At 70.7% G+C, this 24,648-nt stretch carries 24 protein-coding genes; 13 read left to right on the top strand and 11 right to left on the bottom strand.

Annotation, left to right across the window (positions count from 1 at the left end):
• The first annotated feature begins 331 nt into the window (after nt 1-331).
• Both WME96_RS35020 and WME96_RS35015 read left to right on the top strand, forming a co-directional pair.
• Nucleotides 332-808 (top strand): hypothetical protein, encoded by a 477-nt coding sequence (locus WME96_RS35020; RefSeq protein ID WP_437285928.1) that lies wholly within the window; start codon nt 332-334, stop codon nt 806-808.
• A 65-nt stretch (nt 809-873) separates the two neighbouring features.
• On the top strand, nt 874-2,256 hold the full coding sequence (locus WME96_RS35015; protein ID WP_437285927.1) for a radical SAM protein: 1,383 nt from the start codon (nt 874-876) through the stop codon (nt 2,254-2,256).
• A gap of 30 nt (nt 2,257-2,286) precedes the next feature.
• On the opposite strand, the gene WME96_RS35010 is transcribed toward WME96_RS35015, so the two are convergent.
• Both WME96_RS35010 and WME96_RS35005 read right to left on the bottom strand, forming a co-directional pair.
• Entirely contained in the window at nt 2,287-3,753 is a 1,467-nt protein-coding gene (locus tag WME96_RS35010; protein ID WP_437285926.1) for a hypothetical protein, read from the bottom strand.
• A 277-nt stretch (nt 3,754-4,030) separates the two neighbouring features.
• Nucleotides 4,031-4,765, bottom strand: a complete 735-nt coding sequence (locus WME96_RS35005) for an iron-containing redox enzyme family protein (RefSeq protein WP_437285925.1) — start codon at nt 4,763-4,765, stop codon at nt 4,031-4,033.
• Between the two features lie 1,356 nt (nt 4,766-6,121).
• Between WME96_RS35005 and WME96_RS35000 the strand changes: the two genes are divergently transcribed.
• Nucleotides 6,122-6,706, top strand: coding sequence for a hypothetical protein (locus WME96_RS35000; protein ID WP_437285924.1), 585 nt, complete (start codon nt 6,122-6,124; stop codon nt 6,704-6,706).
• 95 nt (nt 6,707-6,801) lie between these two features.
• Here the strand turns inward: WME96_RS35000 and WME96_RS34995 are convergent, their stop codons facing one another.
• Nucleotides 6,802-7,023, bottom strand: a complete 222-nt coding sequence (locus WME96_RS34995; RefSeq protein ID WP_437285923.1) for a DNA-binding protein — start codon at nt 7,021-7,023, stop codon at nt 6,802-6,804.
• A 486-nt stretch (nt 7,024-7,509) separates the two neighbouring features.
• Nucleotides 7,510-9,492, bottom strand: coding sequence for an SBBP repeat-containing protein (locus WME96_RS34990; RefSeq protein WP_437285922.1), 1,983 nt, complete (start codon nt 9,490-9,492; stop codon nt 7,510-7,512).
• Nucleotides 9,493-9,788: 296 nt separating this feature from the next.
• On the opposite strand from WME96_RS34990, the gene WME96_RS34985 reads away from it, so the two are divergent.
• A complete protein-coding gene (locus WME96_RS34985) occupies nt 9,789-11,237 on the top strand; it encodes a family 43 glycosylhydrolase (protein ID WP_437285921.1) in 1,449 nt (482 codons plus the stop codon).
• Here WME96_RS34985 and WME96_RS34980 read toward each other — a convergent pair.
• Entirely contained in the window at nt 11,194-12,024 is an 831-nt protein-coding gene (locus WME96_RS34980) for a helix-turn-helix domain-containing protein (protein WP_437285920.1), read from the bottom strand. The genes WME96_RS34985 and WME96_RS34980 overlap by 44 nt on opposite strands.
• 197 nt (nt 12,025-12,221) lie before the next feature.
• Here WME96_RS34980 and WME96_RS34975 point away from each other — a divergent pair, with 197 nt between their 5' ends.
• From WME96_RS34975 to WME96_RS34965, 3 genes are all read left to right on the top strand, one after another.
• Nucleotides 12,222-13,190 carry a mechanosensitive ion channel family protein gene (locus tag WME96_RS34975; protein ID WP_437285919.1) on the top strand — a complete coding sequence of 323 codons (969 nt, stop codon included), beginning with the start codon at nt 12,222-12,224 and terminating at the stop codon, nt 13,188-13,190.
• 147 nt (nt 13,191-13,337) lie between these two features.
• Nucleotides 13,338-13,802 carry an SH3 domain-containing protein gene (locus tag WME96_RS34970; protein ID WP_437292388.1) on the top strand — a complete coding sequence of 155 codons (465 nt, stop codon included), beginning with the start codon at nt 13,338-13,340 and terminating at the stop codon, nt 13,800-13,802.
• 187 nt (nt 13,803-13,989) lie between these two features.
• Entirely contained in the window at nt 13,990-14,640 is a 651-nt protein-coding gene (locus WME96_RS34965) for a glutathione S-transferase N-terminal domain-containing protein (protein ID WP_437285918.1), read from the top strand.
• A 97-nt stretch (nt 14,641-14,737) separates the two neighbouring features.
• Here WME96_RS34965 and WME96_RS34960 read toward each other — a convergent pair whose 3' ends face one another.
• Nucleotides 14,738-15,469, bottom strand: a complete 732-nt coding sequence (locus WME96_RS34960) for a TetR/AcrR family transcriptional regulator (RefSeq protein WP_437285917.1) — start codon at nt 15,467-15,469, stop codon at nt 14,738-14,740.
• Between the two features lie 76 nt (nt 15,470-15,545).
• Between WME96_RS34960 and WME96_RS34955 the strand changes: the two genes are divergently transcribed.
• The 3 genes from WME96_RS34955 (at nt 15,546) to WME96_RS34945 (ending at nt 18,444) form a co-directional block, all read left to right on the top strand.
• On the top strand, nt 15,546-16,643 hold the full coding sequence (locus tag WME96_RS34955) for a Gfo/Idh/MocA family protein (RefSeq protein ID WP_437285916.1): 1,098 nt from the start codon (nt 15,546-15,548) through the stop codon (nt 16,641-16,643).
• Nucleotides 16,644-16,742: 99 nt separating this feature from the next.
• Nucleotides 16,743-18,032: a PAS domain-containing protein gene (locus WME96_RS34950; RefSeq protein ID WP_437285915.1), complete on the top strand. Its 1,290-nt coding sequence runs from the start codon at nt 16,743-16,745 to the stop codon at nt 18,030-18,032.
• 16 nt (nt 18,033-18,048) lie between these two features.
• Nucleotides 18,049-18,444, top strand: a complete 396-nt coding sequence (locus WME96_RS34945; protein WP_437285914.1) for a GFA family protein — start codon at nt 18,049-18,051, stop codon at nt 18,442-18,444.
• A gap of 37 nt (nt 18,445-18,481) precedes the next feature.
• Here the strand turns inward: WME96_RS34945 and WME96_RS34940 are convergent, their stop codons facing one another.
• Nucleotides 18,482-19,447: a LysR family transcriptional regulator gene (locus WME96_RS34940; protein ID WP_437285913.1), complete on the bottom strand. Its 966-nt coding sequence runs from the start codon at nt 19,445-19,447 to the stop codon at nt 18,482-18,484.
• Between the two features lie 218 nt (nt 19,448-19,665).
• On the opposite strand from WME96_RS34940, the gene WME96_RS34935 reads away from it, so the two are divergent.
• Complete coding sequence (locus WME96_RS34935; RefSeq protein WP_437285912.1) at nt 19,666-20,727, top strand: MBL fold metallo-hydrolase; 1,062 nt, start codon at nt 19,666-19,668, stop codon at nt 20,725-20,727.
• 32 nt (nt 20,728-20,759) lie between these two features.
• Here the strand turns inward: WME96_RS34935 and WME96_RS34930 are convergent, their stop codons facing one another.
• The 4 genes from WME96_RS34930 to WME96_RS34915 form a co-directional block, all read right to left on the bottom strand.
• Entirely contained in the window at nt 20,760-21,347 is a 588-nt protein-coding gene (locus WME96_RS34930; protein WP_437285911.1) for an AAA family ATPase, read from the bottom strand.
• Between the two features lie 306 nt (nt 21,348-21,653).
• Entirely contained in the window at nt 21,654-22,196 is a 543-nt protein-coding gene (locus tag WME96_RS34925; protein WP_437285910.1) for a hypothetical protein, read from the bottom strand.
• 401 nt (nt 22,197-22,597) lie between these two features.
• Complete coding sequence (locus WME96_RS34920) at nt 22,598-23,281, bottom strand: hypothetical protein (protein ID WP_437285909.1); 684 nt, start codon at nt 23,279-23,281, stop codon at nt 22,598-22,600.
• A gap of 190 nt (nt 23,282-23,471) precedes the next feature.
• Nucleotides 23,472-23,699 (bottom strand): hypothetical protein, encoded by a 228-nt coding sequence (locus tag WME96_RS34915; RefSeq protein ID WP_437285908.1) that lies wholly within the window; start codon nt 23,697-23,699, stop codon nt 23,472-23,474.
• On the opposite strand from WME96_RS34915, the gene WME96_RS34910 reads away from it, so the two are divergent.
• Both WME96_RS34910 and WME96_RS34905 read left to right on the top strand, forming a co-directional pair.
• Complete coding sequence (locus tag WME96_RS34910) at nt 23,670-23,903, top strand: DUF433 domain-containing protein (protein WP_437285907.1); 234 nt, start codon at nt 23,670-23,672, stop codon at nt 23,901-23,903. The genes WME96_RS34915 and WME96_RS34910 overlap by 30 nt on opposite strands.
• Nucleotides 23,900-24,289: a DUF5615 family PIN-like protein gene (locus WME96_RS34905; RefSeq protein ID WP_437285906.1), complete on the top strand. Its 390-nt coding sequence runs from the start codon at nt 23,900-23,902 to the stop codon at nt 24,287-24,289. Before WME96_RS34910 ends, WME96_RS34905 begins: the two co-directional genes overlap by 4 nt.
• The last annotated feature ends 359 nt before the right edge of the window (nt 24,290-24,648 follow it).

The raw sequence follows: 24,648 nt of genomic DNA, 5'->3' as shown, positions 1-24,648 counted from the left end.
GGGAACGTGACAGGGGCGATGTGACAGGGGACAGCCGGGCCTGTGGCAGGCAGGGCGCCTGAGCGAAGCCGTCCTCTTGCGGCCTCCGCGAGGGCCACGCTCGACGGCGCCGAGCCGCTCGTCATTCACGAGATGTACGTGGAGGGTTGCCCTCGGCGCTCGAACTCCCTGCGCGAGCGGAGCGCGCTGGCCCTGCGCTTGCAATGATCCGCCCGTAGAGACGCCGCCGCGACCGGGCCAGGTCTGGCCCGCTGGGCGGGGCGTCCGCCGCCGCTTCGAGGACGAGCGAAGGAAGCCCGTGAGCGGCCCTTGACGGGAGAGGAGAACGCAGATGACGAAAGCGAAGATCGAGCAGGAAGTGCGCGCCGCGCTCGCGGCGAAGAGCTTCATCACGCCCGCCCGGGCCCGGAAGATCATGAGCACCGTCAGCTCGATGCTGCCGCGGCTCAAGGATCTCTCCAGCGGCATCCTGGTGGTCGGCGTGCACGCGGACGGGGTCCAGACATGCACCGGCGGGCACCTCTGCGGCGGGGACGGCCCGTCGCCGGGGGACACGGACGATCCGGACTGCAGCACGGAGGCGTGCACCACCCAGATCTGCGAAGACTCGCACGTTTGTGGTGACCAGTCCTGCGGTACGGAGTCTTGCAGCGATGACGCCCACGCGTGCACGGGGACGTACAAAGGCATCATCGACGTCGGGGCGATGAGCGCGAGGAGCGCGGCCGCGTGGACCGCGCTCCAGGCCGAGGTGCAGAGGAACGTGGCGGCGAGCAACCTGGATGTCCAGGTGAAGGTCGAGCGCTGATCCGCCCGCCCCGACGAGGGAGTCTCTCATCGCGGCCCGAGCGGACCGCACACCGGAGGTCGGCCATGAAGCCATCGGAGTTCAACGTCTTCGTCGACGCCCACGTCGACGGCGTCGTCATCGCTTACAACACGTTCACCGGCTCGATGTTCACGTGCGACACCGGCGAGCTCGCGCGCGTCGAGGCGGCCCTCGGCGCGCCGGACGCCGCGCCCGCGAGCGCGCGCGACGCGGCGCTGCGGGAGAGGCTCGTGGCGTGCGGGTTCCTCGTCGCGGACGGGCTCGACGAGCGGCGGGCGCTGCGGTCTCGCTACGACAGGCGGCAGGCGTCGACCGGCGCGGTCGCCCTCACGCTGGCGCCCACGGTGAGCTGCAACTTCGGCTGCACCTACTGCTTCCAGGAACACCCGAAGCGCAGGATGAGCGAGGACGACGTGCTGGCCGTGAAGCGTCACGTGGCCGGCAACCTCGGCCCGGGGTCGCCGCTCCACGTCACGTGGTTCGGCGGCGAGCCCCTCCTCGCCTTCGACGTCATCGAGGAGCTCACACCGTATTTCCACGAGATCGCCCGGGAGCGCGGCGGGCGCTTCCGCCAGTCGATGATCACCAACGGCAGCCTGCTCGACGAGAAGAAGGTCGACTTCTTCGCGGCCCAGGGCAACTTCGACTTCCTCCAGATCACCCTGGATGGCCCGCCGGCGGTCCACAACAAGCGGCGGCTGACCACGAACGGACAGCCCACGTACGACAGGATCCTCGCCAACGTGGAGCGCGCCTCGGGCCGGCTGCCGATCACCCTGCGGGTGAACGTGGACCGCAGCAACGTCGATCACCTCGCCGCGTTCGTCGATCTCCTCGCGGCCCGGGGGCTCCTGCCGCGCGTCTCCGTCTACGTCGGCCACGTGCTGCCGTACACGGACGTGTGCAGCGGCGTGGGCTCGGCGGCGCTCACCAAGGAGGAGTTCGCGGCGGTCCAGGCGAGCTTCGACTTCGCCCTGTTCGAGCGAGGCATCCGGCCTCCGTTCTCGCTGCCGAAGCCGCGCTTCGGAAGCCTCTGCATCGCCGACAACCCGAGCGGCGCGGTGGTGGCCCCGGACGGCCTCGTGTTTCGTTGCTGGAACGAGGTCGCGACGACCGAGCGCGAGGCCAGCGGCCTGCTCGCACCGGGCTCCGGCGCCGTGGTCTCGGAAGGGAGCGCGAGGGAGAACCGGGCAGCCTGGGACGGCTACGATCCGTTCTCGCACGCGGTCTGCCAGACGTGCAAGGTGCAGCCGCTCTGCCATGGCGGCTGTCCGTGGGAGGCGCGGAAGAACCCCGTCGAGAGCACGGGACACTGCACCCCGCTGCGCTGGAACCTGCCCGACAGGCTCCGCCTCGTCCACCTCAAGATGGTCCTCGACAAGCACCCTCCGATCGCGGCGGACGGGGCCGCGCCTGGTCCCTGCTGAGGGCCGGCCGACAGCGGCCTCGGCCGCGCGCTAATCGCAGGTGTTCTCGCGCGAGTTCACCAGCGTCAGGTTGCGGAACGTGCTGTTCGTGGCGCAGGGGTTCTCGTTGACCGCGGTGTTCGTGACCGTGAGGTTCTGGATCGTGATGTCCGACGAGTTCTCGAACTCGGCGCGCGCGGCGAGCCGGATGTCGCCGCCGCCGGTGACCTTCCCGGATTCAGCGGCGATGTTCACGTTGTGACAGTTCTCGAGCAGGATCGCGTTGCTGCCCGTGTCGGCGAGGTCGATGCGGTCGATCGTGACGCCGCCGCTCTCGGACACGCAGAAGATCCCGCGGCCGCCGCCGCGGGCGATGACCTCGCCGACGCGGATGTTGGTGGGGTAGCTGCTGCCGATGCGTCCCGCCCGGTTGGCGAGGCGGAACGCGGCGTAGCCGGTGCCCGCGCCCGCGTTCACGGCGTCGACCTTGCCGATCTCGGCGTTGGTTGTGTCGTTCAGGAGCAGGCCACATTCGCCCACGTCGCGCGCGATGACGGTGCCGACGCGGAGGTCGTCGACGCCGTAGGTCTCGACGGCGTGGGAGCTCGTTCCCTCGGCATCGACGTGGTCGATGTCGATGTTGGTCACCTTGTCGGAGCGGTCCGAGCGCCCGTGGTTGTCGATGCGGATGCCGAGGCCGCTCGAGACGCGCAGCGTGACGTGGCCGAGGCGGAGGTTCTCGACGTCGCGGAAGAACATGGCGTAGAGCGGGGTGCCGCTGATCGTGACGTTCGGTACCTCGATGTCGGTCCGGCCGCGCGCATAGATGGGCGCCATGTCGCCGGAGCCGCTGCCGGTGACCTCGATCGTGCCGCAGACGTTGAGCACGGTGTAGCTGGGCACGCTGATCCGTGCGTTCGCGGCCACGGTCCCCGAGCCCTGGACCAGGACGCTCTCCTTGGCGGTGCGGCCGGAGCGCAGGCTGTCGAGCGCCGCCTGCACCGCGGCCCGCATGTCGCCGCCGCTGTAGACGCTGCGGGCGCCGTTCTGCGCGACCCAGCTCGAGCCGGATCGGGTCACCACGGCGTTGTAGCCGCTCGTGTCTCCGTCGCAGGGATACGCCGCATCCCCGGCGCCGCTGCCGCCCGCTCCCGACCCGCCGGCGCCGGTCCCGGCGGCCGCCGCGCCCCCGGTCCCCGCGCCGCCCGTGCCTCCGGAGCCGCCGCCGGCCTCGCCGGAGCCTCCTCCCTCGCCGCCGGAGCCACCCGCGGGGGCTCCGGCGCCGCCGCCCGAGCCAGGGCCGCCGGCCCCCGTTGTCCCGCCGCCCGCGCCGCCGCCCGCGCCCGACCCGCTGACGGCCGGGGCTCCGCTGCCCACGCCCGAGCCGCTGCCGGAAGGCGTGCCGCCCGCGGCCGAGCTGCCGCCGGCGCCCTCCGCGTCGCCGGCTGCGTCCGAGCCGCAGCCCGGTGCCATGAGCAGCCCGACGAGCATGGCAGACATCACAGAGAGCGCGCGCATTCGAGTGTTCATCTTCGGCTCCGAACGGTGAGGGAGTTGCCGCCGCCTGGTCGACGCTCGCGCCGGGGCTCGAGAGCCGGGGCCCTCGATGCGCAGCGCTGCGCGCCTGCAGAGCTGCAGTCGTCAGGAGGGTGTCGACGGGGGGGCCGATTCAATCACGGTTCCCGGCGAGCGACGATGCGTTCGCTCACGGTCGTAGGATTGCAGTGTTACGCGTCTTCACGCGGTGACGCCGCGCGCGCACCGACGCCCATGATCCGGTCTCGCGGGCGCTCGCTCACCCCTGCCGGAGGCCCATGGCGCGCGCGACTCCATCCCTGTACGCCAGCCATGCTGTGTGCGCCGCGGCGACGGCCGACGCGACCTCGTCGGCCATCGGGCCCTCGTCCGGCACGTGGCCCAGCACCATCTCCCATGCGTCCCGCCGGTGCCCGCCCTCCACGGCCCGGTGCGCCCTCGCGAGGCGCATGCGCTCCGGAGGACAGCCGTAGTGACGCACCATCGGGTGCGCGCGCAGCGCCTCCTCGATCGGCGGCATCTCTCGACGCCCCTCCAGCTCTGCGCGCTCGTGCACGCTGCCCTCCACGAAGATCGTCAGCACCGCCGCGCCCACCACCCACGGCGGCGCCGCGCTCACGCGATCGAGCAGCGCCCGGTAGGCGCGGGCCTCGGGCTCGATCGGGAGGGACTCGTCCTCGATGGACGCGCGCGGGATGCCGAGGCCGTCGATCATCTCCAGGAAGAGCTCCGGGTGCGACACGCCCAGCGAGAGCTTGCCGGTCTGCTCCTCGAAGAGGTTCTCGGCGAGGGCGCTGCGCACGGCGGCCGGCGGCGACTGGCCGAGCACGCGCGCGAGCAGCACCGGGAAGTCGCGCACGTAGACGCGGTACTCGTGCCGGAAGTGGACGGCGAGCTGATCGCGCGTGAGCCCAGGGCCGGTGAGGTGCGTCCAGGCCCAGTGGTTCTTGCGGTCCATGATCGCGAGCAGGCGCTCCTGAAGACGGCTCGTCATGCGGCAGCTCCTTGGCAAGGGGGACTTCGTTCTACCGCACGGGCGGCGTCTGCCCAGCGCCGTGGTCGCCGGGTGAGCCGAGGACGCCGCGTCGTCACGGCACCGCCACGGGCGAGAGCGGTCGAGCTGGTCCGGTCGCCACCGCTGGTCACGGAGGGCCCGAGTCGTCGGCGCGGGCTGGGTGAGGCGTGATGAATGCGGCCGATATCGAGGCGTCGCGCGCGCAGCATCTCGCGCCGATCGCAGCAGGGCGAGCGCCATGTGCCAGCGAGGTCTGGGACGTGCGGATAGGCGAATCAACGGTAGATCGGGAGTCGCCCGGTGAGCCGAGCCGGGCTGGAGGCCGGGCAGCTCTGGTCCAGGATGCAGAACATGAGGTCGTCTACTACCGCCTGTGCAGGGGGTCCGCGTCGATGCGCCGGCGGCGCGGGTCGGCTCTCTTGCCGCAGCAGGATCGGTGCGATGGCGCAGGGGCGTACATCGACTGCGTGGACAGCGGCGGGGGCGAAGAGTGCTGCGTCTGTGTGCGCGGCAGGCGGGGTGCGTGTGCCGGCGTGAGCCGCGCTTTGGGGGGCACCGCCCGGCGCGGGTTGGGGTGGCCTGTACTGCCCGACCCAGGTTGGAGCGTATGTGTATCCTGTTGTTCACAGTCCGCTCGCAAGATGGCACCGACCCGACCCAGGTCGCCGACCCGACCCAGGTTGGGGTCGCCGACCCAGGTTGCGGCCGCCCGACCCAGGTTGGGGTGGCGGCCGCCCCCGGGGCCCGACCCAGGTTGGGGTCCGGGGGGGGTCGCGCCAGACTGGGGTCGCGCAGGTTGCGGCTGCAATGTTGCAGCCACCGCGTACGACCGACTCAGGTTGGGGGTCTCGGGGCCTCGACCCAGGTTGGGGTCGCAAGGTTAGGGGTCTCAAGGTTAGGGTCTTGCCATTGTGGGTGACCTTACGTGTGTCCTGTCGTTTACAACGAACGCTATGACATGAGACCGGGTGTGGCCGTCGGTTCACAGCTCCGTCTGCCCAGTGACGCCGCGTGAGCCCCGCAACTGACCGCCTCTCAACCGCAGCCCCTTCCCCTCGGGTCGAGCTGTACGCTCCTCCGACCTGCCCGCGCTTCGGGATGTCGGCCGGGCTCTGCTGTTCGCCGCCCCGTGCGTCATGGCGAAGCGCGCGGGCTGCGGCGAGATCGACGCCAAGGTCGCGTTCGTGTCCAAGCTGCGGGATTGACGGGCCAGAACTGGCCTGTCGCCCACCGCCGCCAGCGGCGCGCGCTTTCTCGCGCCGCCGCCGGCGCTTGCCGCTAGCATCGCGGCGTCATGCGCCCGCGCGCCGCCACTGCTTGAGAAGGAGACCCTCCGTGCACCGTCGACATGCGCTCTGGATCCTGATGCTTTGCCTGACTTCCCTGCTCGCCGGGTGCGGGCATCCCTGGAAGACGACCCGTCAGGCCGTTCCGAACCCGTTTTACGGCAAGGGCCGTTTCGGGGTCGTGCCGGTGACGTTCCACGCCCTCGAGGTCGGCGACGTCACCGAGGCCGACTGGATGGCGGAGAAGGACGACGAGCAGCGGATGAACTGGCAGGGGGACAAGGCGGCGATCAACGAGCAGTTCACCGAGGCTCTCCTCGCGCAGGCAGCGTCGGAGGACGTCGCCGTCGTCCTGGCGAGGAGCGCAGCCGACGCGCCGTTCTTCATCCGTTCGAACGTGACGTTCTACGAGCCCGGCATCTTCACGGGGGTCTTCAACATGGACACGGTCCTCAAGGCGACCGTGCAGATCACCGACCCGGCCGGGATGGTGCTCGATGAGGTCCTGTTCGAGACGAAGTCGCCAGCGTCGTTGTACAACCCATCGAGCGGAGGGCGCGCGCGGGACGCTGCGCGCCAGCTCGGAAAGCTGACGGCGATGTACATCCTCCATCGCGTCCGGGGCGAGGACTGAGCGCCCCTCGACGCTGCGCCCCATGGGAGCGCTATCGAATTGTCGGCGCCCCGCGGAGCAGGCGCACGCGGGATGCGGCGCCCGGACGGCGAGGGCTACGCGTCTTTGGCAAGAGCCTTTCCCTCTGCTTCGAGGGCAGCCTTGATGACCCCGATCGCCTTGGGGCCCACGCCATGAAGCGCCATGAGCTGGGCTTCCGTGAACCGAGCGACCTGGTCCAGGCGATAGACGCCGGCCGAAGCGAGCGCCCGCAGCGCCGGCTTCCCGATGCCCTTCGGAAGTGAAGACTCCGGTCGTTCTTTCGTTCTGCTCGGCATGCTCCTCGTTCCTGGTCGTCGCCGCCTGGTTCGCTGGCGTCCAGCTTCGCCGGTGAGCTCCAGCGTCATCAACATGTACAGCATGTCAGGTCAGCGACCGTGGTACAACATCGCAGCATTCCCGGCTCGGGATAACAGCGCCCAGCCCCGTGGCGTACCCGGCGAGCCTTCGGCGGACCGCGGCGCGGCCGGCCCCAGGTCCCTGTTGCCGAGCATGGCAGTCCCCGAGGAGCCCGTCGCATGAACGCCGACGCCATCGCCCTGCAGACGCCGCCTGGCGCACCGTTCACCTTCGGAGTCACCGTCAACCGCCGAGGACCGCGCAGCTTCCAGGTGACCGAGCCCGGGCAGGACGCGCGGCGCTATGCATGGCAGGACAGCGACCGCGGTACGATATCGCGGCGCGGCGACCCGACCCAGGTGGGGCGCGGCTACCCGACCCTGGGCGACCCGGCCCAGGTTGCGGTGACCCCCGGATCTGTCGGGCTACTGCGCGAGCCTCGTCACGAACACGCTCTGCATGGCTTCGCTCGACACCGGACCGCCGCCCAGATCGGCCATGCCTCTGAGCTCGCCCGCCATCAGGAGGCCGCCGTTCGGGTCGACCGCGATGCCTTTCGGAGAGAGCGTGCCGCTGGAGTCGTAACCATGGCTCCAGAGGTGCTCGCCGGACGCATCGTAGCGTGCCGCGAACAGGCTCCCCGTCACGACATCACCTTCATCTCCGACGACGCACGTGCCGCTGATCTGACCGAGCACGAACACGTCCTCCCCATTCGAGGCAAGGCGCCACCCGCGCTCGGTCCCCTCCGCGGTCCCATACGCCTTGCTCCACAGGTGCTCGCCCCTGGAGTCGAGCTTCACCAGGAACAGATCCTGGTCGCTCAAGCTCGTTCTCGGCGGTCCGCCAAAGCTGATGCTTCCCTTGAAGTCGCCGGTGACGAACACGTCTCCGACGCGGTCGAGGGCAACAGCATAGAGCACCGCGTGGTTGTCTGTATCCCCAGGGCCGAACATCCTGCTCCACACATGGCCGCCCTCGCTGTCCAGGGCCAACACAAACCCCGTGTCGGAGGGGCTATAGAGATCCTGGCCGCCAAAGTTGACCTGGCCACGAAAGTTCCCCGCGACAACAGCTCTTCCAAGCGTGTCGACCGCAACGTCCACGGCGTCCTGATTGTATTGATTTTGCTCGTCGTTGAGCCTCTTGCTCCACAACGGGCTCCCGCCTGAGTTGAACTTGCGCACGAACGCGTCGCCACCCCAGGAGCCTGCTACAACGACGTTGTCTAGATCGTCCACGGCGATGCCGCTGCCTCCACTGGATCCCCAGTCGAACGCGAGGCTCCACAGGTGCTTTCCAGAGGGATCGAGCTTCACGACGAACCCGTCTTGCGAGAATTCGCCGCTGCTCCAGTGGCTGTCGACCGTGCCGCCGCCGAAGTCCACGCGGCCCTTGAAGCTTCCTGTCACGTATACGTTGCCCTGCGAATCTACCGCGACGTCGTTCGCGGTTGTCTGACGATGCTCATGATTGTCGCCATAGGCGACGCTCCAGAGGAGATCGCCCAGCGGATCCAGCTTGACTGCGAACATGTCGTGGTTGTTCTCGCTGACATACTCCAGGAAGGTCCCAAGGAAATCGCCGACGACGATCGTGTTGCCCGACGGATCAACGGCGATGTTGTATGCCGAGGGAGCGTCTCCGCTGTCCCTTCTGGTCCAGACATGACATCCCGGATACGCCGGCGTCTCGCCGTCGCAATTCTCGTCGGCCGGCGTCTCGCAGTTCTCGAGCATGGGGAGGACTTCGTCTGAGCAGGACCCGTAGCTCGTTCCCTGATCGTTGCAGGTCCTCGTGGCGGCTGTGCAGATGCCGACACCTCGCGAGCCCGGGGGGCCCGCGTAGGGGCATTCCTCCATGGCGCCGGGAAGGCAGACGCAGCCCTCCCCCTCCTCGTTGAGGCGTCCGTCGCAATCGTCATCCTCGGGCGTGTCGCACGTCTCCGGGCGCGGCGCGATCTCGCCGATGCAGGGACCATAAGAGCTCCCCGTGGGGGCGCATGTGTGCGTGCCGGGGGCGCAGATGCCGACGCCCTCTGTGCCCGCAGGGCCGCTGTAACAAGACGCGGTTGAGCCGGGCTTGCACACCGCGCAGATGCCGAGGCAGACCTCCGTCGCGCAGTCGGCGTCCGCTGCGCACGTCTTTCCGATGGGGCAGGGCATGCACGACCCGCCGCAGTCCTCGTCCGTTTCATCGCCGCTGGTCGCGTCGTCGCCGCAGAAGGCCGGAAGGCATGTGCCATTCGGACCGCAGAGACGGCTCTCGCAATCACGCGGCATCATGCACCCGCCCCCGGCACCATCCAGCTCCCCGAGCCTCAGGTCCGGCGCGCAGCCCAGCGACAGCGAGGCGGTGACCAGGCCGGTGTACCAGAAGATCCCTACCTGTGAGTTCGGCGTTGCCACGGGTCTTGCTCCTTCGAAGAGGTGCTGACCGGCGCCTCGACATCGGCTGTCCGACACGGCCTCGGTCGCCGCTGGGCAACGCGTGGAGAGGTGACGGCCTCCGCTGCGCAGTACAGCGCAAGGTACGATGTCAGCCGGCGCCGGACCAGAGATCTCGCCGCCCAGCGAGCGGGGCTCGGGTAGGAGCGGGATCGCCGGGTGTACCGACGTTGCTGACGCGGCGACGGACCGATCTCCTCGGCGACCGCGGGGGCGCGTCCCTGGGCTCGCGCTAAGGTCGCGGAGGATCCGGTCATATGAACGCCGAAGCCACCGCCTTGCGCCTGAAGACGCCGCCCGGCGCGCCGTTCGCCTTCGACATCGCGATCGATCTCCGGCTGCCGCGCAGCTTCCAGGTGACCGAGCCCGGGCAGGACGCGCGGCGCTACGCGCTCGCCCGGGCGGAGCAGCCGGACTACCTCGACCTCTTCGAGGCGCTTTCGCGCGATCTCGGGACCCGCGCGCCGCTCGCCCGCACCCCGCCGCCGCCGCGGAATGGCGGGGCGCCGCTGCGGCCCCTGCTGACCGAGCCCATCGCGCCGGAGATCCTCTACGGCTATGGCGACCCATGCGTGGTGCGGGTGGGCGAGCGCGCGTGGCGCTTGCTCGTGACCTCGAACGACGCGCCGAACGCCTTCCCCATCCTGGCCTCGAACGACCTGACGACCTGGCGACTGACCGGCTTCGTCTTCCCGGAGGGGCGCGCGCCGGCCTGGACGCTGACCGGCTTGAACCGGGCGGATTTCTGGGCGCCGGAGATGCACCGGGTCGGGAACGAATACTGGCTCTGCTTCACGGCCCGCACGCAGGACCGCTCGCTCGCGATCGGCCTCGCCCGGGGCGCGAGCCCGGATGGCCCCTTCGAGGCGGACGACGCGCCCATCGTCTCCGGGGACGTGATCGACGCCCACATCCTCGTGGACGCCCACGGCGCGCCCTGGCTGGTCTGGAAAAAGGACGACAACGGCGTGTGGCCCCGCCGATTGGCCGCCTTGCTTCACCGTGAGCCCGCCCGGGTGCGCGCGCTGTTCGTGGACCGCGAAGACCAGCGCACCGCGGTCCTGGCGCTGACGCTGTGGCCGTGGGTGGAGACCCTCGAGCCCATGGAGCAATTCTTCGTCCTGCAGCCGCTGATCGAGGCGGCGACCGCTGATTTCACGCGGTTCGCGCGGCGGCTGGAGACGCTGCGGGCGCGGGCGTGCGGCGCGGAGGCGGAGGAGCTCGCCGTGATATCGCGGGCGCTCAGGACCCGCATCCACGCCCAGCGGCTGTCGGCGGACGGCCGCAGGCTGGAGGGGGAGCCCGCCGTCATCCTCGAGAACGACCAGCCCTGGGAAGCGCACCTCATCGAGGGCGTCTGGATCACCCAGGAGCGCGGGCGCTATCACCTGCTGTACGCCGGCAACGATTTCTCGACCGCGCACTACGGCATCGGCGCGGCCGCGGCGGACGCTCCCACGGGCCCGTACCGCAAGTCGTCGGAGGTCTTCCTGAGCTCCAGCGAGGAATGGTGGGGGCCCGGACACCCGTCCGTGGCCATTGGCGCCGACGGGCGCCACCACGTGTTCCTGCACGCGTTCCGCCCGGGTGCGGCGGGGTACAAGGTCTTCCGCGCGCTGCTCGCCGCGCCGATCCGCTTCGAGGGCGGCGTCGTCTCGCTGGTCAGGCGGCGCGGCGGTGCTGGGCACGCCAGGCGGCGGGGGTGACGCCGTGGTGGCGCCGGAACAGCCGCACGAAGTGGCTCGGATCGGCGTAGCCGACGCGCTCGGCGATCACGTCGACATACTCGTCGGTCGCGACGAGCCGGCGTCGCGCCTCGGCCAGGCGCCCCTCGATGATCCACGCGCCGACCGTGCGCCCGGTGGCCTGCTTGACCGCGGTGGTCACGTGGGCAGGCGACCGGCGCACCGCCGCCGCGACCTCCTTCAGCGAGAGCGGCCCGAGACACCGGGCCTCGATCACGGCCAGGGCCTCGGCCACGAGCGACGGCCGCTGCGCCGGCGTGGCCTGCATACCGCCGCTCGCGCGCACGACCTCCGCGAGGACCAGCGCGAGCAGGCTCTCGGCGACGACGGGCATCGTGGCCGCGGCCTGCTGCTCTCGCTCGAGCTCCCGGAGCAGGTCGAGCACGTACGCCTGCCGCGCCGCCGGCAGCTCGATCACAGGAGAGGCCCCGCCGCGGACGCGATCGAGCGGCGCGAACAGGCCGCCGTAGCGCGCCGGATCGAGGCACGTCCGGCAGAAGCCCAGCCCCCATACCTCGGGGCGGCTCGCGGACAGCACGCGGTGCGGGTCCCCGGCAGGAATGATGTGGAGGTGTCCGGCGCGCAGCTCGAACTCGCCGCGATGCTCCACCCGCACGCGACCCCCGACGTGCAGGGCGAGGGCGACGTAGGTGTGGACCGCCGGGCTCCGCATCGGCCGCATGGTGTCGCCGGAGCTTGGCGGCCGCAGGAACCGGATCGGCGCGGGTCCGAGATCGTCGTGGCTCACCCGAGGAACGTACCACCTCGCGGGACAATCCGGCTCCTCTGCGACATCGTGTCGCACACGCGCGCGTGGCCCGCCCGCCGCGCGGGCGCGCGTGGCCCGCCCGCCGCGCTGCCGCGCGCGCCCACGGCCCGGCCTCGCAGCCCCGAGCCCGCTGGCACATGGGTTGCCGGCGCCGCGCGGAGGAGGTGCCCGCGCCCATGCCGCAGATCCACTCATGGCTCGACGTCACGTTCTGGCGGGAGGTTCTCCGGCGCACCGTCGCGTGGGCAATCCACGCCTTGCCGGCCATGCTGCTGATCCTGCTCCTCGCGCTCGCGCTGCTCAAGGTGCTCCACCTCCTGTGCAGGCGCGTGGACGTGTCGCTGAGGAGGCGGGGTCGCAGCGGGGATGTGAGGACGGCGCGCGAGATGGAGAAGCGCTCCGACACGCTGCTGGGCGTCTTCCGGACGACCGGGAAGGTGGTCGTCTGGGTCATGGTGGTGATGCTCATCGTCGTTCAGCTCGGGGTCGACGTCGCGCCGCTCCTCGTGGGCGCGGGCATCGCCGTTCTGGCCATCGGCTTCGGGGCGCAGGAGCTCGTGCGCGACGTCATCTCCGGGTTCTTTCTGCTCCTCGAGAACCACATCCGGGTCGGCGACATGGTGAGCGTCAACGGCACCGGCGGCCTCGTGGAGCACGTCGGCCTCCGGACGGTGACGCTGCGCGACGAATCCGGCGTGGTCCACGTCTTCCAGAACGGGAAGATCAACGCGCTCTCGAACAGGACCAGGGAATGGTCTGCCACGGTGTTCGACGTCGAGGTCGCCTACGAGGAAGACGTCGACGAGGTGATGCGGGTGATGCGCGAGGCCGGGCGCGAGCTCCAGGAGGACAGGCGCTACAAGGCGAGCATCCTCGAGCCGCTGGAGATCCTCGGCGTGGAGTCGTTCGACGGCCGCGCGGTGGTCGTCCGCGCGCGCATCAAGACGCAGCCCACCGAACCGTGGCAGATAGGCCGGGAGTACCGCCGGCGCCTCAAGAGGGCGTTCGACGCGCACGGGATCGAGATGCCGCTCCCTCACCGGACGATCCCCGGGGCCCATGAGAGGGCGCCGTCCAGGGCCGACGTCCGGGCGGCGAACGGCGCGAACGGGGCGCGGCTCGAGGAGACCGGCGTGCAGGCCTGAGGCCGTTGTCATGCGGGATGGGAGATGGACTCGTGCGTTCGTGGCGGCGGCCTGGGTTTCGAGCGCGGGGTCCTCTGGAAATGGACAGCATCGAACAGGCCAGGACGGGCGAGCGAGCGACATGAACATGAGGAGGCAGCCGTGAACATGCGGACGATGGTGCCAGTCATCTCCGCCGTGGTAGCGCTCTCGAGCGTGGCTCGGGCCGAGCTGCTCAGCGTCAAGGTCCCGGTGGCGAACTTCCGCGCGGGCCCGTCCACGAGCGAGCCCGTCGAGTTCACCGCGACCCGGTACTACCCGGTCAAGGTCGTGGAGCGCGCGGGCGGGTGGTGCAAGATCAAGGATTTCGAGGGTGATCTGGCGTGGGTGGCCGATCGCCTCCTGGCCAGGGTCAAGACGATCGTGATCAAGGTTCCACGGGGCAATGTCCGCGAGGGGCCGACGACCTCCGCGGAGGTGGCCTTCCGGACCGAGCGCGGGGAGGTGTTCAAGGTCCTCGACCGGAAGGGGCGCTGGCTCCGCGTCGTCAACGTGGAAGGCGCCAAAGGCTGGCTACGCGAGGATCTGGCCTGGGGCATGAAGAAGCCCGAGGACACCGGCGGCTCTTCCTGAGCGCCCGCGGGGACGGAGGCGGCCAGGTGCCCCCCAGCCGACCGAGGTTGAGGTGCCCCCCAGCCGACCCGGGTTGAGGTGCCCCAGGCCGCCCCCCCAGCCGACCCAGGTTGAGGTGCCCCGAGGTGCCCCAGGCCGCCTGCCGCCTCCCTGGCCCGCCGGCGGACGCGTGTGGTAGTCAGATCGGGTGACCGACCCCACACCCGACCGCACCACCACCCCCACCCTCATCGGTCGCTCGAGCTCCCATTTCACCCGCGTTACCCGCATCTTCGCCGCGGAGCTCGGCGTCGCGTACGACTTCCAGGTCGTACCCGACCTGCGCTCCGTGAACGCCGCGGACTACGCCGGGAACCCCGCGTTGCGCCTGCCCATCCTGCGAACGGGGGCGACCACGTGGTTCGGCGCGCTCACCATCTGCCGCGAGCTCGCGCGCCGGGCGCCGGCGCAGCGCCGCGTGGTCTGGCCCGAGCACCTCACCGACGCGCTGACCGCGAACGCGCAGGAGCTCGCCGTGCAAGCCATGGCCACCGAGGTCGCGCTGATCATGAGCCAGCTCGCCGGGACGCCCAGGGACGACGCGCAGCTCGCCAAGCCGCAGAAGAGCCTGCTCAACATGCTCACCTGGCTCGACGACAACATCGATGCAGCGCGCGAAGCCCTGCCCCAGGATCGCGACCTCAGCTACCTGGAGGTCTGCGCGTTCTGCCTCGTCACGCACCTCGAGTTCCGCAGCGTGCTGCCCACGAGCGGCTACCGCGCCCTGACGGCCTTCTGCGACGACTTCGCCCGGCGCGCCTCCGCGCAGGCGACCGCCTATCGCTTCGACGCGCCGTGACCCCGCTGCGCATACCCGATCTCCGGCGGGCGCGCGCTCACCGCACCCGCTGACACCCCGGCCACGCCACCGCGGCGGCACGAGGGGAGAGCGATCGCTACGAGGATCTCGACGTCCGCGACGCTCCTGATCTCCCCGGCCCCCCGGCCATCCGCCCCGCCCCCGCGGGCCTCGACGGGCCGGGCGCCTCCTCCGGCGGCGCGGGCGGCGCTTCCTTCGGCGGCGCGGGCGTCCGGAGCCCCTCGATGAACGTCGTGATGAGGCGCTGCGCGCGCCCGGGCTCCGCCGGCATCTGCTGCGCGGCGAGCGCTATGCCCGTCACCAGAGACACGATGTCGTCGAGGTCGATGTCACTCCGTATCTCGCCTGCCGCCTGGGCGAGCGAGAGCAGGCGGGTGGCCGCCTCCGACGCCGCGGCGCACCCCGGCGTTCCGCTCTGGAACACCACGCCGAGCGAGGCCGCCAGACCGCGGTAGGTGCTCGCGTGCTCGACGAACGCCGCGAGGAACTCCGCGACCGCATCCCCCGGCGACGAGGACGCCGACGCCGTGAGCGATCGCGTCTTCCGCGCCAGCGCGTGGAGCTGCTCCTCCACCGTCGCGACGAGCAGCGCCTCGCGGGTAGGAAAATGTCGATAGAGCGTCCCGATCCCGACCTTGGCGCGCCGGGCGATGTCCTCCATCGACGCGTCGGCGCCGCGCTCCGAGAACACCTCGTCCGCGACGGCGAGGAGCCGCTCGCGGTTGCGCCGCGCGTCCGCGCGCAGCGGGCGCGGCGCCTCGTTCGAGGGGACCGGCGGGGGCTTCCGGGTCGAGCGCGCGGGGGGCATTGCAAAACGGAGGATCCCTCCGTATGTTAACCGGAGCAACCCTCCGGTTAGCGCGGAGGGCTCATCGAGGAGAGTCATGAGAGGAACGACAGAACCGAAGAAGATTCGCGTCGGCGTCATCGGGGCGAGCCCGGACCGGGGCTGGGCGGCGGCGACGCACCTGCCCGCGCTCGCGTCGCTCGACGCGTACGAGCTCACCGCGGTGAGCACCACGCGGCAGGCGAGCGCGGACGAGTCCGCGCGCCGCTTCGGGGCGCGCCACGCGTTCGACCGCGCCGAGCCGCTGATCGAGCACCCCGACGTGGATCTCGTCGTCGTCTCCGTCCGCGCGCCGGAGCACGCGCGGCACGTCCGCGCCGCCGTCGCCGCGAGGAAGGACGTGTTTTGCGAGTGGCCGCTCGGGGTCTCGCTCGCCGAGGCCACCGAGCTCGCCGGCGCCGCCGAGGCGGCCGGCGTTCGCACCGTGATCGGGCTCCAGCGGCGCCTCGCGCCGAGCGTGCGCCACCTGCGCGAGCTCGTCGCCGGAGGATACCTGGGCAAGCTGCGCTCGGTGACGATGCACGTCGCGTCGCCAATGGCCGGCGCGCGGCGCTCGCGCGCGGACGCGTACGCGGCCGACGTGAAGAGCGGCGCCAACGTGCTCACGATCTTCGCCGCGCACTTCCTCGACACGGTGCTCTCCGCGGTCGGCGAGATCGAGAGCCTGTCCAGCGTCGTCGCCCGCCAGCTCGACCACACGACGGTGATCGAGACGGGCGAGGTCCTCCCGGTCACGGCGCCGGATCAGACGCTCCTCAGCGGGACGCTCGTGGGCGGCGCGGTCGTGTCGGCCCACTTCGAGACCGGAAAGCGCAATGGCCCTGTCATGGCCTGCACCTTCACGGGCACCGAGGGCGATCTCGTCCTGTCCCACGATCTCGGCATCTCGGGCGCCCGCGGCGACGGGCAGCCTCTCGAGCCGATCCCGACGCCCGAGCGCCTGTCCTGGGTCCCGAGAGCGGGCCTGTCCGACGACGCGCACCAGATAGCGCACGTGTATGCGGCCTTCGCGAGGGACATCGCGGAGGGCACCTCGGTCGCGCCGACGTTCCGCGACGCGCTGAAGCTCCATCGCCTGGTCGACACGATCGCCGAGGCCTCCGCGTCCGGGCGGCGCCTCCCCTGGAAGGGCTGAGCGCGCGGCAGCACGGAGAGGTCACCCCTGCTGCGCCGGCGGGCGCCGCGTACCCGGCTCATGCGCTCGCGCCCTCGGGGGTTGTGATAGAGGTGGCGCATGACGTCGGTCGAGGATCTCAGGGCAGAGCTCACCCGCATGCGCGAGGAGAACGCGGCGCTGACGCGCGCGCGGGACGAGGCGCGCCGCGAGCGGGACGAGGCGCGCCGCGAGCGGGACGAGCTGCGCACGGCCATCCTGGGAATGCCGGCTGCGGTCGGGGTGATGGTCGGTCCGGAGCACGTGTTCACGCTCGTGAACGACGCGTGGCGCGCCCTCGAGCCGTCGTACGAGCCCCTCGGCAAGCGCCTCGTCGACGTGATCCCGCCGCCCCTCGGGCCGCGCATCGCCTCGATGCTCGAGCCCGTCTTCCAGACGGGTGAGCCCTTGATCGCCGCCAACGTGCCTTTCTCGCTCCCGGGCTCCACGGAGCGGCGCTTCCTCACCTTCCATTACAGCGCGCTGCGCCGGGACAGCGGCGAGATCTTCGGGATCGTCTTTCACGGTATGGACGTGACCAGGCAGCTCCGCGCGCAGGAAGAGGTGCAGTCGCTGAACAGCAGGTTGCGCACCCTCCTGGCCCTGGCCGAGAACGCGCCGGACGGCATCGTGGTCACCGAGCGCGGCCGGGTGACGTACGCGAATCCGGCGTTCCGCCGCATGTCCGGGTACGGTCAGGAGATCGTCGAGGCGACCCTGCCGGACCTTGTCGACGACGAGAGCTGGGCGCTCCTCGAGGCCCGCCGCCAGGAGGGCGCGTCGCCCGGCGCGGTCCAGGCCAGCGTCACCTGCTGCCGCCGCGACGGGAGCACCTTCCCGGGGGAGATCTCGACGTTCCCCATCCGCGACGAGGGCGGGCAGATCGACGCGGAGGGCGCTATCTTCCGCGATCTCACCGAGCGGCGGCGCGCCGAGCAGGAGCAGCAAAGCCTGCAGGAAGATCTCATCGCCGCGCAGCAACGGGCGATACGCGAGCTCTCGACGCCGCTCATCCCGCTCGCCAGGCAGCTGGTCGTGATGCCGCTCGTGGGCACCATCGACAGCGCTCGATCCGAGCAGATCCTCGAGACGCTCCTCCAGGGCATCGCTGCGCACCAGGCCGCGGTGGCCATCCTGGATACGACGGGGGTGCGGAGCATGGACGAGCAGGTCGCGAGCTCCCTGCTCAGGACCGCCGGCGCCGCCCGCCTGCTGGGCACGGAGGTCATCCTCACGGGCATCTCGCCCGAGGTCGCGCGCGCCCTCGTGGAGATCGGGACCGATCTGAGCGGGGTGGTCACGCGCGGCACGCTGGAGGCCGGGGTGGCCTACGCCCTCGGCCGGCGCCGCCGATCGAAGCGCGGGTCTTGAGGGAGGTGGAGGAGCCATGCTGACCGGAGGTTGTTATTGCGGCGCCGTGCGCCTCGAGGTCGACGACGCGTTCGGCTACGCCTTCTATTGCCATTGCTCGAGGTGCCGTCGGCGCACCGGCGCCGCCTGCGCCGCCATTGGCGGGATCGAGATCGACCGGGTCCGCATCACGGCGGGTCGCGAGCAGCTGTTGAAGGTCGGCGAGTCCGAGGACGGATACCGCTGCCTCTGCAAGCAATGCTACGCGCCCCTGTACGACGCGGTACGCGAGCAGAAGTTCGCCCACGTGCAGCTCGGCGTGCTCGACGGCGCGCCGACGAGGCGGCCCGATCATCACATCTTCGCCGGCTCGAAGGCGCCCTGGCATCCGATCACGGATGCTTTGCCCCAGTTCGAGGAGTTCCCGCCGTAGCGAGGCGACGCCCGGGCGCACCGTCACGCGGGCGACATCACCGCGGCTCCTGTCGGGACGCCGGGCGAGCGGCGGCGGCGGCGGCGTCGCGCGCGCCCGCCGCGAATCCTTCGACGAGGTGCCTGACGAGCTCGCGCACCTTGGCAGGGATGAACGGCGCCTGCGGGTACACCGCGTAGATCGCGCGCTCGATCGGGACGCAACCCTCCAGCAGGGCGACGAGCCGGCCGGACCGGAGATCCTCGCCGACGAGGTAGGCCGGCAGATTGACGATCCCGAGCCCGCCGAGCGCCGCCTCGCGCAACGAGAGCGTGTTGTTCGCCTGGAACCGGCCGCGCACGCGCACGCCCTCCGCGTCGGCCGAGCGGGGGTCGGGCTTGAGCCGCCACGTGTCGTCCACCGCGCCTCCGGCGACGAAGACGATGCAGTCGTGGTCCGCGAGGTCGCGGGGGTGGCCCGGGCGCCCGCGGCGCGACAGGTAGGCGGGGCTCGCGCAGAGCACGCGCGCGTCGTCGCCGAGCCTGCGCGCCACGGAGGAGAGCGGCGGGCTCGCCGTCATGCGGACGGCGACATCGATGCTCTCCTCGACGAGGTCAACCACCCTGTCGTTGAGCAGGAGCTCGATCTTCACCTCCGGGAACGTGTCCTGGAACGACAGGAGGAGGGGGAGCACGCGGACATGGCCGAGCACGGCGGGCGCGGTCACGCGCAGCGCCCCGCGCGGCGCGTCGTCGTGGCTCTCGACCTCGCGCTCGAGCGCGTCGAGCTCGTCGAGGATGCGCCGGGCGCGCTCGTAATACGCTCTCCCGACCTGCGTGAGCTGCATCCGGCGCGTGGTGCGCTGGAGGAGCCGCACCCCGAGGCGCTCCTCCAGCCGAGAGACGAGCTTGCTCACCCCGGATGGGGTGAGCCCGAGCTTCTCCGCCGCCGCGGAGAACGAGCCCTCCTCGACGGAGGCGATGAAGGCCGCCATGCCGGTGAAGGACTCGCGTTCGTTCCTCATCTGTGGAGACCGATCCCGGCGGGCCGACGAGGTTACCATGTCCACGTGCCGCGCCAGGTCGGGCGACTCCGACACCTCGGCCTCGCTCCGACGCCGCGCCGCCGCAACTACGGGTGTCCGTGCATCGTTCCCCCACTCGAAAATGTAGTATGCATTACTATATCGGCGCCCCTTGACGTCACGCCGGTGTTGGAAGAATTCGTCCAGATAGAACAAGCATGCGTACGACGACCATCACATTCCTCGGGCTCCTCGGATTCTTCACGGGCTGCGCCGCTTCCCCCCCGCCGGCGCCTCCGCTCGCGCCAGCGCCGGCGCAGCCCGACCCGGCGAGCGCGGCGCCCGCCACGAGCGCGGCGCCCGCCACGAGCGCTCCTCCTGCGGCGAGCGCGTCCGCCACCCCGCCGCCGGCCGCGGACGACGAGCTCGCCAAGGTCGAGATCAAGGTCGAGAAGGTCGCCGGCGCGATCTACATGCTCGAAGGCTCCGGAGGGAACATCGCCGTCTCCGTCGGCGAGGACGGCATCGTCATCGTCGACGATCAGTTCGCCCCGCTCGCGCCCAGGATCAAGGAGGCGCTCAAGGGCATCACCGATCGCCCGGTGCGGTTCGTGCTGAACACGCACTGGCACTTCGACCACACCGGCGGCAACGCGATCTTCGGCGCCGGCGCGCCGATCGTCGCGCACGAGAACGTACGGAAGCGCCTTGCGAGCGGCGGCCCGAAGCAGACCGTCGGCGAGAGGACGATCGAGGCGATCCCGCCGGCGCCGAAGGAGGCCCTCCCGGTTGTCACGTTCCAGGACAAGGTCTCGATCCACCTGAACGGTGAGGAGATCCGCGCCCTCCACATCGCGAGCGGGCACACCGACGGAGATACCGTCGTCCATTTCACGAAGTCGAACGTCGTCCACATGGGCGACGACTTCGTCACGTATGGCTTCCCGTTCGTCGATCTCGTGAGCGGCGGCAGCGTGAGGGGGCTCATCGCGGCGCTCGACAGGATGGTGAAGGAGCTGCCGGCCGACGTGAAGGTGATCCCCGGGCACGGCAAGGTCTCGGGGATCGAGGACATGAAGAAGCTCTCCGCCGCGCTCAAGGAGTGCGTGCGGATCATCGAGGCCGAGGTGAAGAAGAAGCGGACCTTGAAGCAGATCCAGGAGGCCAAGGTGCTCGCGAAGTACGATGAGCTCGGCAAGGGGTTCATCTCGGCCGACGCGTTCATCGAGGTGGTCTTCAAGGAGCTGACCCACCAGCAGAACGTCTTCGTGCCGCACTGATCGATCGCGCGCGGAGCTGGCCGCGTCGCCAGCTAGCCCTCGGCGGACATGATCCTCACGTCACGTCCTTCGCGCTCCACGTCATCGAGCGGCTGCCACATGTCGCTCGCCAGCTCGAAGATGTGAGGCGGCACCACCATCGAGAAGGTGTCTCCCTTCTGTTCATTGCGTCGCTGCACGCGCGCGCGGCGCACGTCGCGCGGCGCATCCAGCACGTAGATCGTCAGATGATGCCCGCCGGCGTCGACCCGCTCGTAGAGCCTCGCTCGCTCGTCGCGACGAATGAGGCCGATCTCGAGCACGACGTCGGTGCCCACCTCGAGCAGCCGCTCGGTCAACCGCCAGATCTGATCGATGCACCGCCCGGTCCTCTCGATGTACCAGTCCATGGTGCCCGTGGCCGGGCGGTCCGGGCTGAAGAGCGTCGCCATCCACTCGTCCAGGTTCATCCGCGGGGCGCGGTGCTCTCGAGAGAGCCGCAGCGCGAACGTGGACTTGCCGGCGCCCACCGGGCCCACGATGAGGTGGATGCGCGCCATGGTGCGCGACGCCGCGCGCTGCTCGTCAAGGGCGGCGCGCCTCGAAGACGTTCTCTCCTCGGTCGTCGTTCTCTCTGTCATCGTTCTCTCCTCGGTGTCGGGCGCGACGGATCGAGCCGCGGCCCGCGGTTCGCAGCAGGGCGTGATCGCTTCGAGGCCGTCGGCCAAGAGCACGCGATGGGGCGATCACACGTCGCTGTCCGGGCGACACGCAGCACGGGCCTGCGGGGAAGCGCGCGCGGTGAGCTCGCCTCGAGCGGGCAGCAACGAAAACGCCAGCCGGAGGGCTGGCGTTTTCGCCCTTATACCGAGCGGAGCCGGCAGACGTGAAGCAAAAACGTACGGGTCCGTCCCGGGCCGCCGGCGAGGCACGTTACGCGATGGACTTCAGGGCTGAGCGGCTCCCTGACCATCGCCGTCGTCGTCGTCGCCGGCGAGATCGGGGCACTTCTGCGTGATGAGCGTGCACTCGGCGACAGGCGCCTCGATCGTGCTCACGGGGGAAGCGCACGTGAGCGCGCGGAGCCTCGCGACGTGCGCGAGGAGGCAGGCCTCGTACTCGGCGACGGTGGCGGCGCAGCCGGTGCGCGCGTCGGCGGGCGGCAGACAGCTCGGCGGCGGCGCCGGCGCGGCGTCGTCCGGCTGCGTCTGCGGCTGATCGGCCTCGGTCATGCATTTCTCCTTCACCGCGGTGCACGCCTGCCCGACGGTGGACCACAGGATGCCGGCGAACTCACAGGTATCTTCCTTGGAGAGCGCGAGGCTCGGCGCGAGCGTCTGGCACGCGGACGCGACGTCCGCGTCCGTCAGGTCCTTGAGCTGCTTGCTGCTCAGAGGGGCAGATATCGGAGCGGCGGCCAGATCCTTGCCGCCCCAGAGGACGAGCGACAGGAAGACCGAGAGCGCCCCGAAACGAGTCAGTCGGTTCATTCGTTCTCTCCCTTGTACGAGCGGCCGTCTCCGGCCGCCGGGGGGCTCGGAGCAACCGACGTACCGGTGGCCTCGTTGTGCACGATGGGACCGCGCGCGCGGCGCCCGCGCGGCGCGCGAGGGCGCGCGGAAGCATCGGTCTTCCAACCTTCCTGCCTTCCTGCTCGGGCGCTCTGACGAGATCTCGTGAGATCCACCCTGCGGGCCTGTCCCTCGGGCGCGCGTGCGCGCGCGCCGGCCAGCGCGGGCAAGACGGGTACAGGGCTGCTCGCCGCGCAGGAGAGCCTCGGGCGCACCGTGGACGGCGCTCGCGCTCAGACGAGAAGAAGATGAATCACCAGAAATGCGCGGAGCGCAGGGCGGCGGCGCGCGCGGGCGCCGGCTGGGCGGGGGTCACGGCGTCAGAGGAGGTCCCGCTCGCCGCCCGGGTACACGAAGGAGCTGCGGGGCGCGTGCCACGAGGCGGTCGTCACCACCTGCAGCGGGCTCCCGGGCCGCAGCGCGTACACCGGATGATCCTTCGCGAGGAACTCGACGGAGAGGAGCTCGAACGGGTCGGCCATGTCCGCGATATAGGGGTAGTTGCCGGCGGTGAGCCGGTTCCCGACCCTCGTCACGTAGGTGAGGTGTCCGCGCGCGACCGCGCCGATCTTGTTGCCGACGCGCGCGGTCGTCCGGATGATGGGAACGCCGCCCACCGAGGTCGTCGCCACGAGCTCCCTGCCGTGCAGCTCGAGCGTCGTCTCCCCGGGCGACGCCGGCACGCCGCGCTCGGCCACGTACCGTCGCACCGTGTCGGAAGAGTTGAAGTAGTGCGTGAAGAACCGCGCCGGGCTCCCGCCGTCGGGCGTCGTGTGATCCGCGAGATCCAGCCCCAGGTAGGTGAGCGAATACGCGCCGAAGCCGGACGTCTGCTCCGGCTTGTCGACCACGTACTGGTTCATGTAAATGGCCCTGTTCGCGGCGGGCCTGATCCCGCTCGGCAGCAGCGCGGCGGCGGCGTCTGGATCGGCTGGGACCCAGCTCGAGTAGAGCATGCGGCTATCGATGACCATCTGCGGCGCGGCGAGCTTCGACTCCGACATGGTGATGTCTTTCTCCCCCCCGGGAAGGACGACCACTATCACAGCTCGCCCTCCGGTGACGCGCTGCCGCCCGGGAGAGAACACCGGAGTTGCGTTGTCAGGAGGTGAGAGACTGTCGTCGAATCTGCTGCTCGCTCCGCGCGCCGCCCGAGCCCGGAACCGGCGGCGGCGTCGGTCGAGGCGATGGCGCTCAGATCGCGACCACGCCGACCAGCCGGCGGAGCGCGTCGAACCGGCGCTGCGCGAGCTCCTGGTCGGCCGGCGGGAGATCGGGGAAACTGAGCAGCTCCTCGAACGCCTCGTCGGCGCGCTCCAGCTTGCGCAGGCAGATCGGGCGAGGACGGTGGGTCGAGCTTGCGGTATCCTCCCGCGGGGAGAGCCTCGAACCATGCGAAACTTTGACCGGATCACCTTGCACCCTGGTCGCATGAACGGGCAGCCGTGCATCAGGGACCTTCGTCTGACCGTGAAGCGGGTGCTGGAAGCGCTGGCTACCTACCCGGATCGCGAAGAGCTGCGGCGTGAGTACCCGGAGCTGGAGGACGAGGACATCCGGCAAGCCCTCGCCTTCGCGTCCGCCATGATTGGCGACGAAGTCATCGAGCTGCCTCGGAGCGCATGACGTCGACGGTTCGACTGCTGCTGGATCAAGGGCTCCCGCGCTCGGCGGCAGAGCGGTTGCGTGCGGCCGGGGTCGACGCCACCCACGTGGCCGAGCTCGGGATGTGGGCGGCGCTCGATCAAGAGATCCTCGAACGGGCCCGGCAATCAGGGCAGGTCGTCGTCACGCTTGATGCAGATTTTCACGCGTTGCTCGCGGTTGCCGGCGCAAGTGCGCCCTCCGTGTTGAGGCTGCGGGTGGAACGGCTGAACGGAGAAGCCTGCGCCAGGCTGATCCTGGATGTGCTCGCTGTATGCGGGGCAGAGCTCGTTGCAGGCGCGGCCGCAACAGCGGACCTGGTGCGTATCAGGCTCCGGCGATTGCCGCTGACCGGCCTCGGGAGCTGAACCACGGAGAGACGCTGGCTGTTCGCGGCGGCCGACTCCAGTGTCCCGAAGGCTGCGCCGCCGCGTTGATCCATCTCCGTCGCCGGCGAATCCACCGGGTGCACACGGCTGCCGCGACGCTGTAAACGCGCCTCTTGCGGGCGAACCCAGCCGTCCGCGAGCCCGCCGCTCGCACAGAAGGCGCGGCGGCGCCACGGCCAGGCTGCGCGCGACCCGGACAGCCGCGCAGGCCGCCGCTGTCGCATCTCCTCCTCCACGCCGCGCCGCCCCGCGCCACACGACCGCGACGATCGGCGGCTGCCCCGCCCGCGCCGGGCCCGATCCCCGAGCCCATTTGGGAAACGCTCCTGTTACCTTGG

The organism is Sorangium sp. So ce406 (assembly GCF_051474675.1).
GTDB lineage: Bacteria > Myxococcota_A > Polyangia > Polyangiales > Polyangiaceae > Sorangium > Sorangium cellulosum_G.
This window is presented reverse-complemented; position numbering and strand designations above follow the sequence as displayed.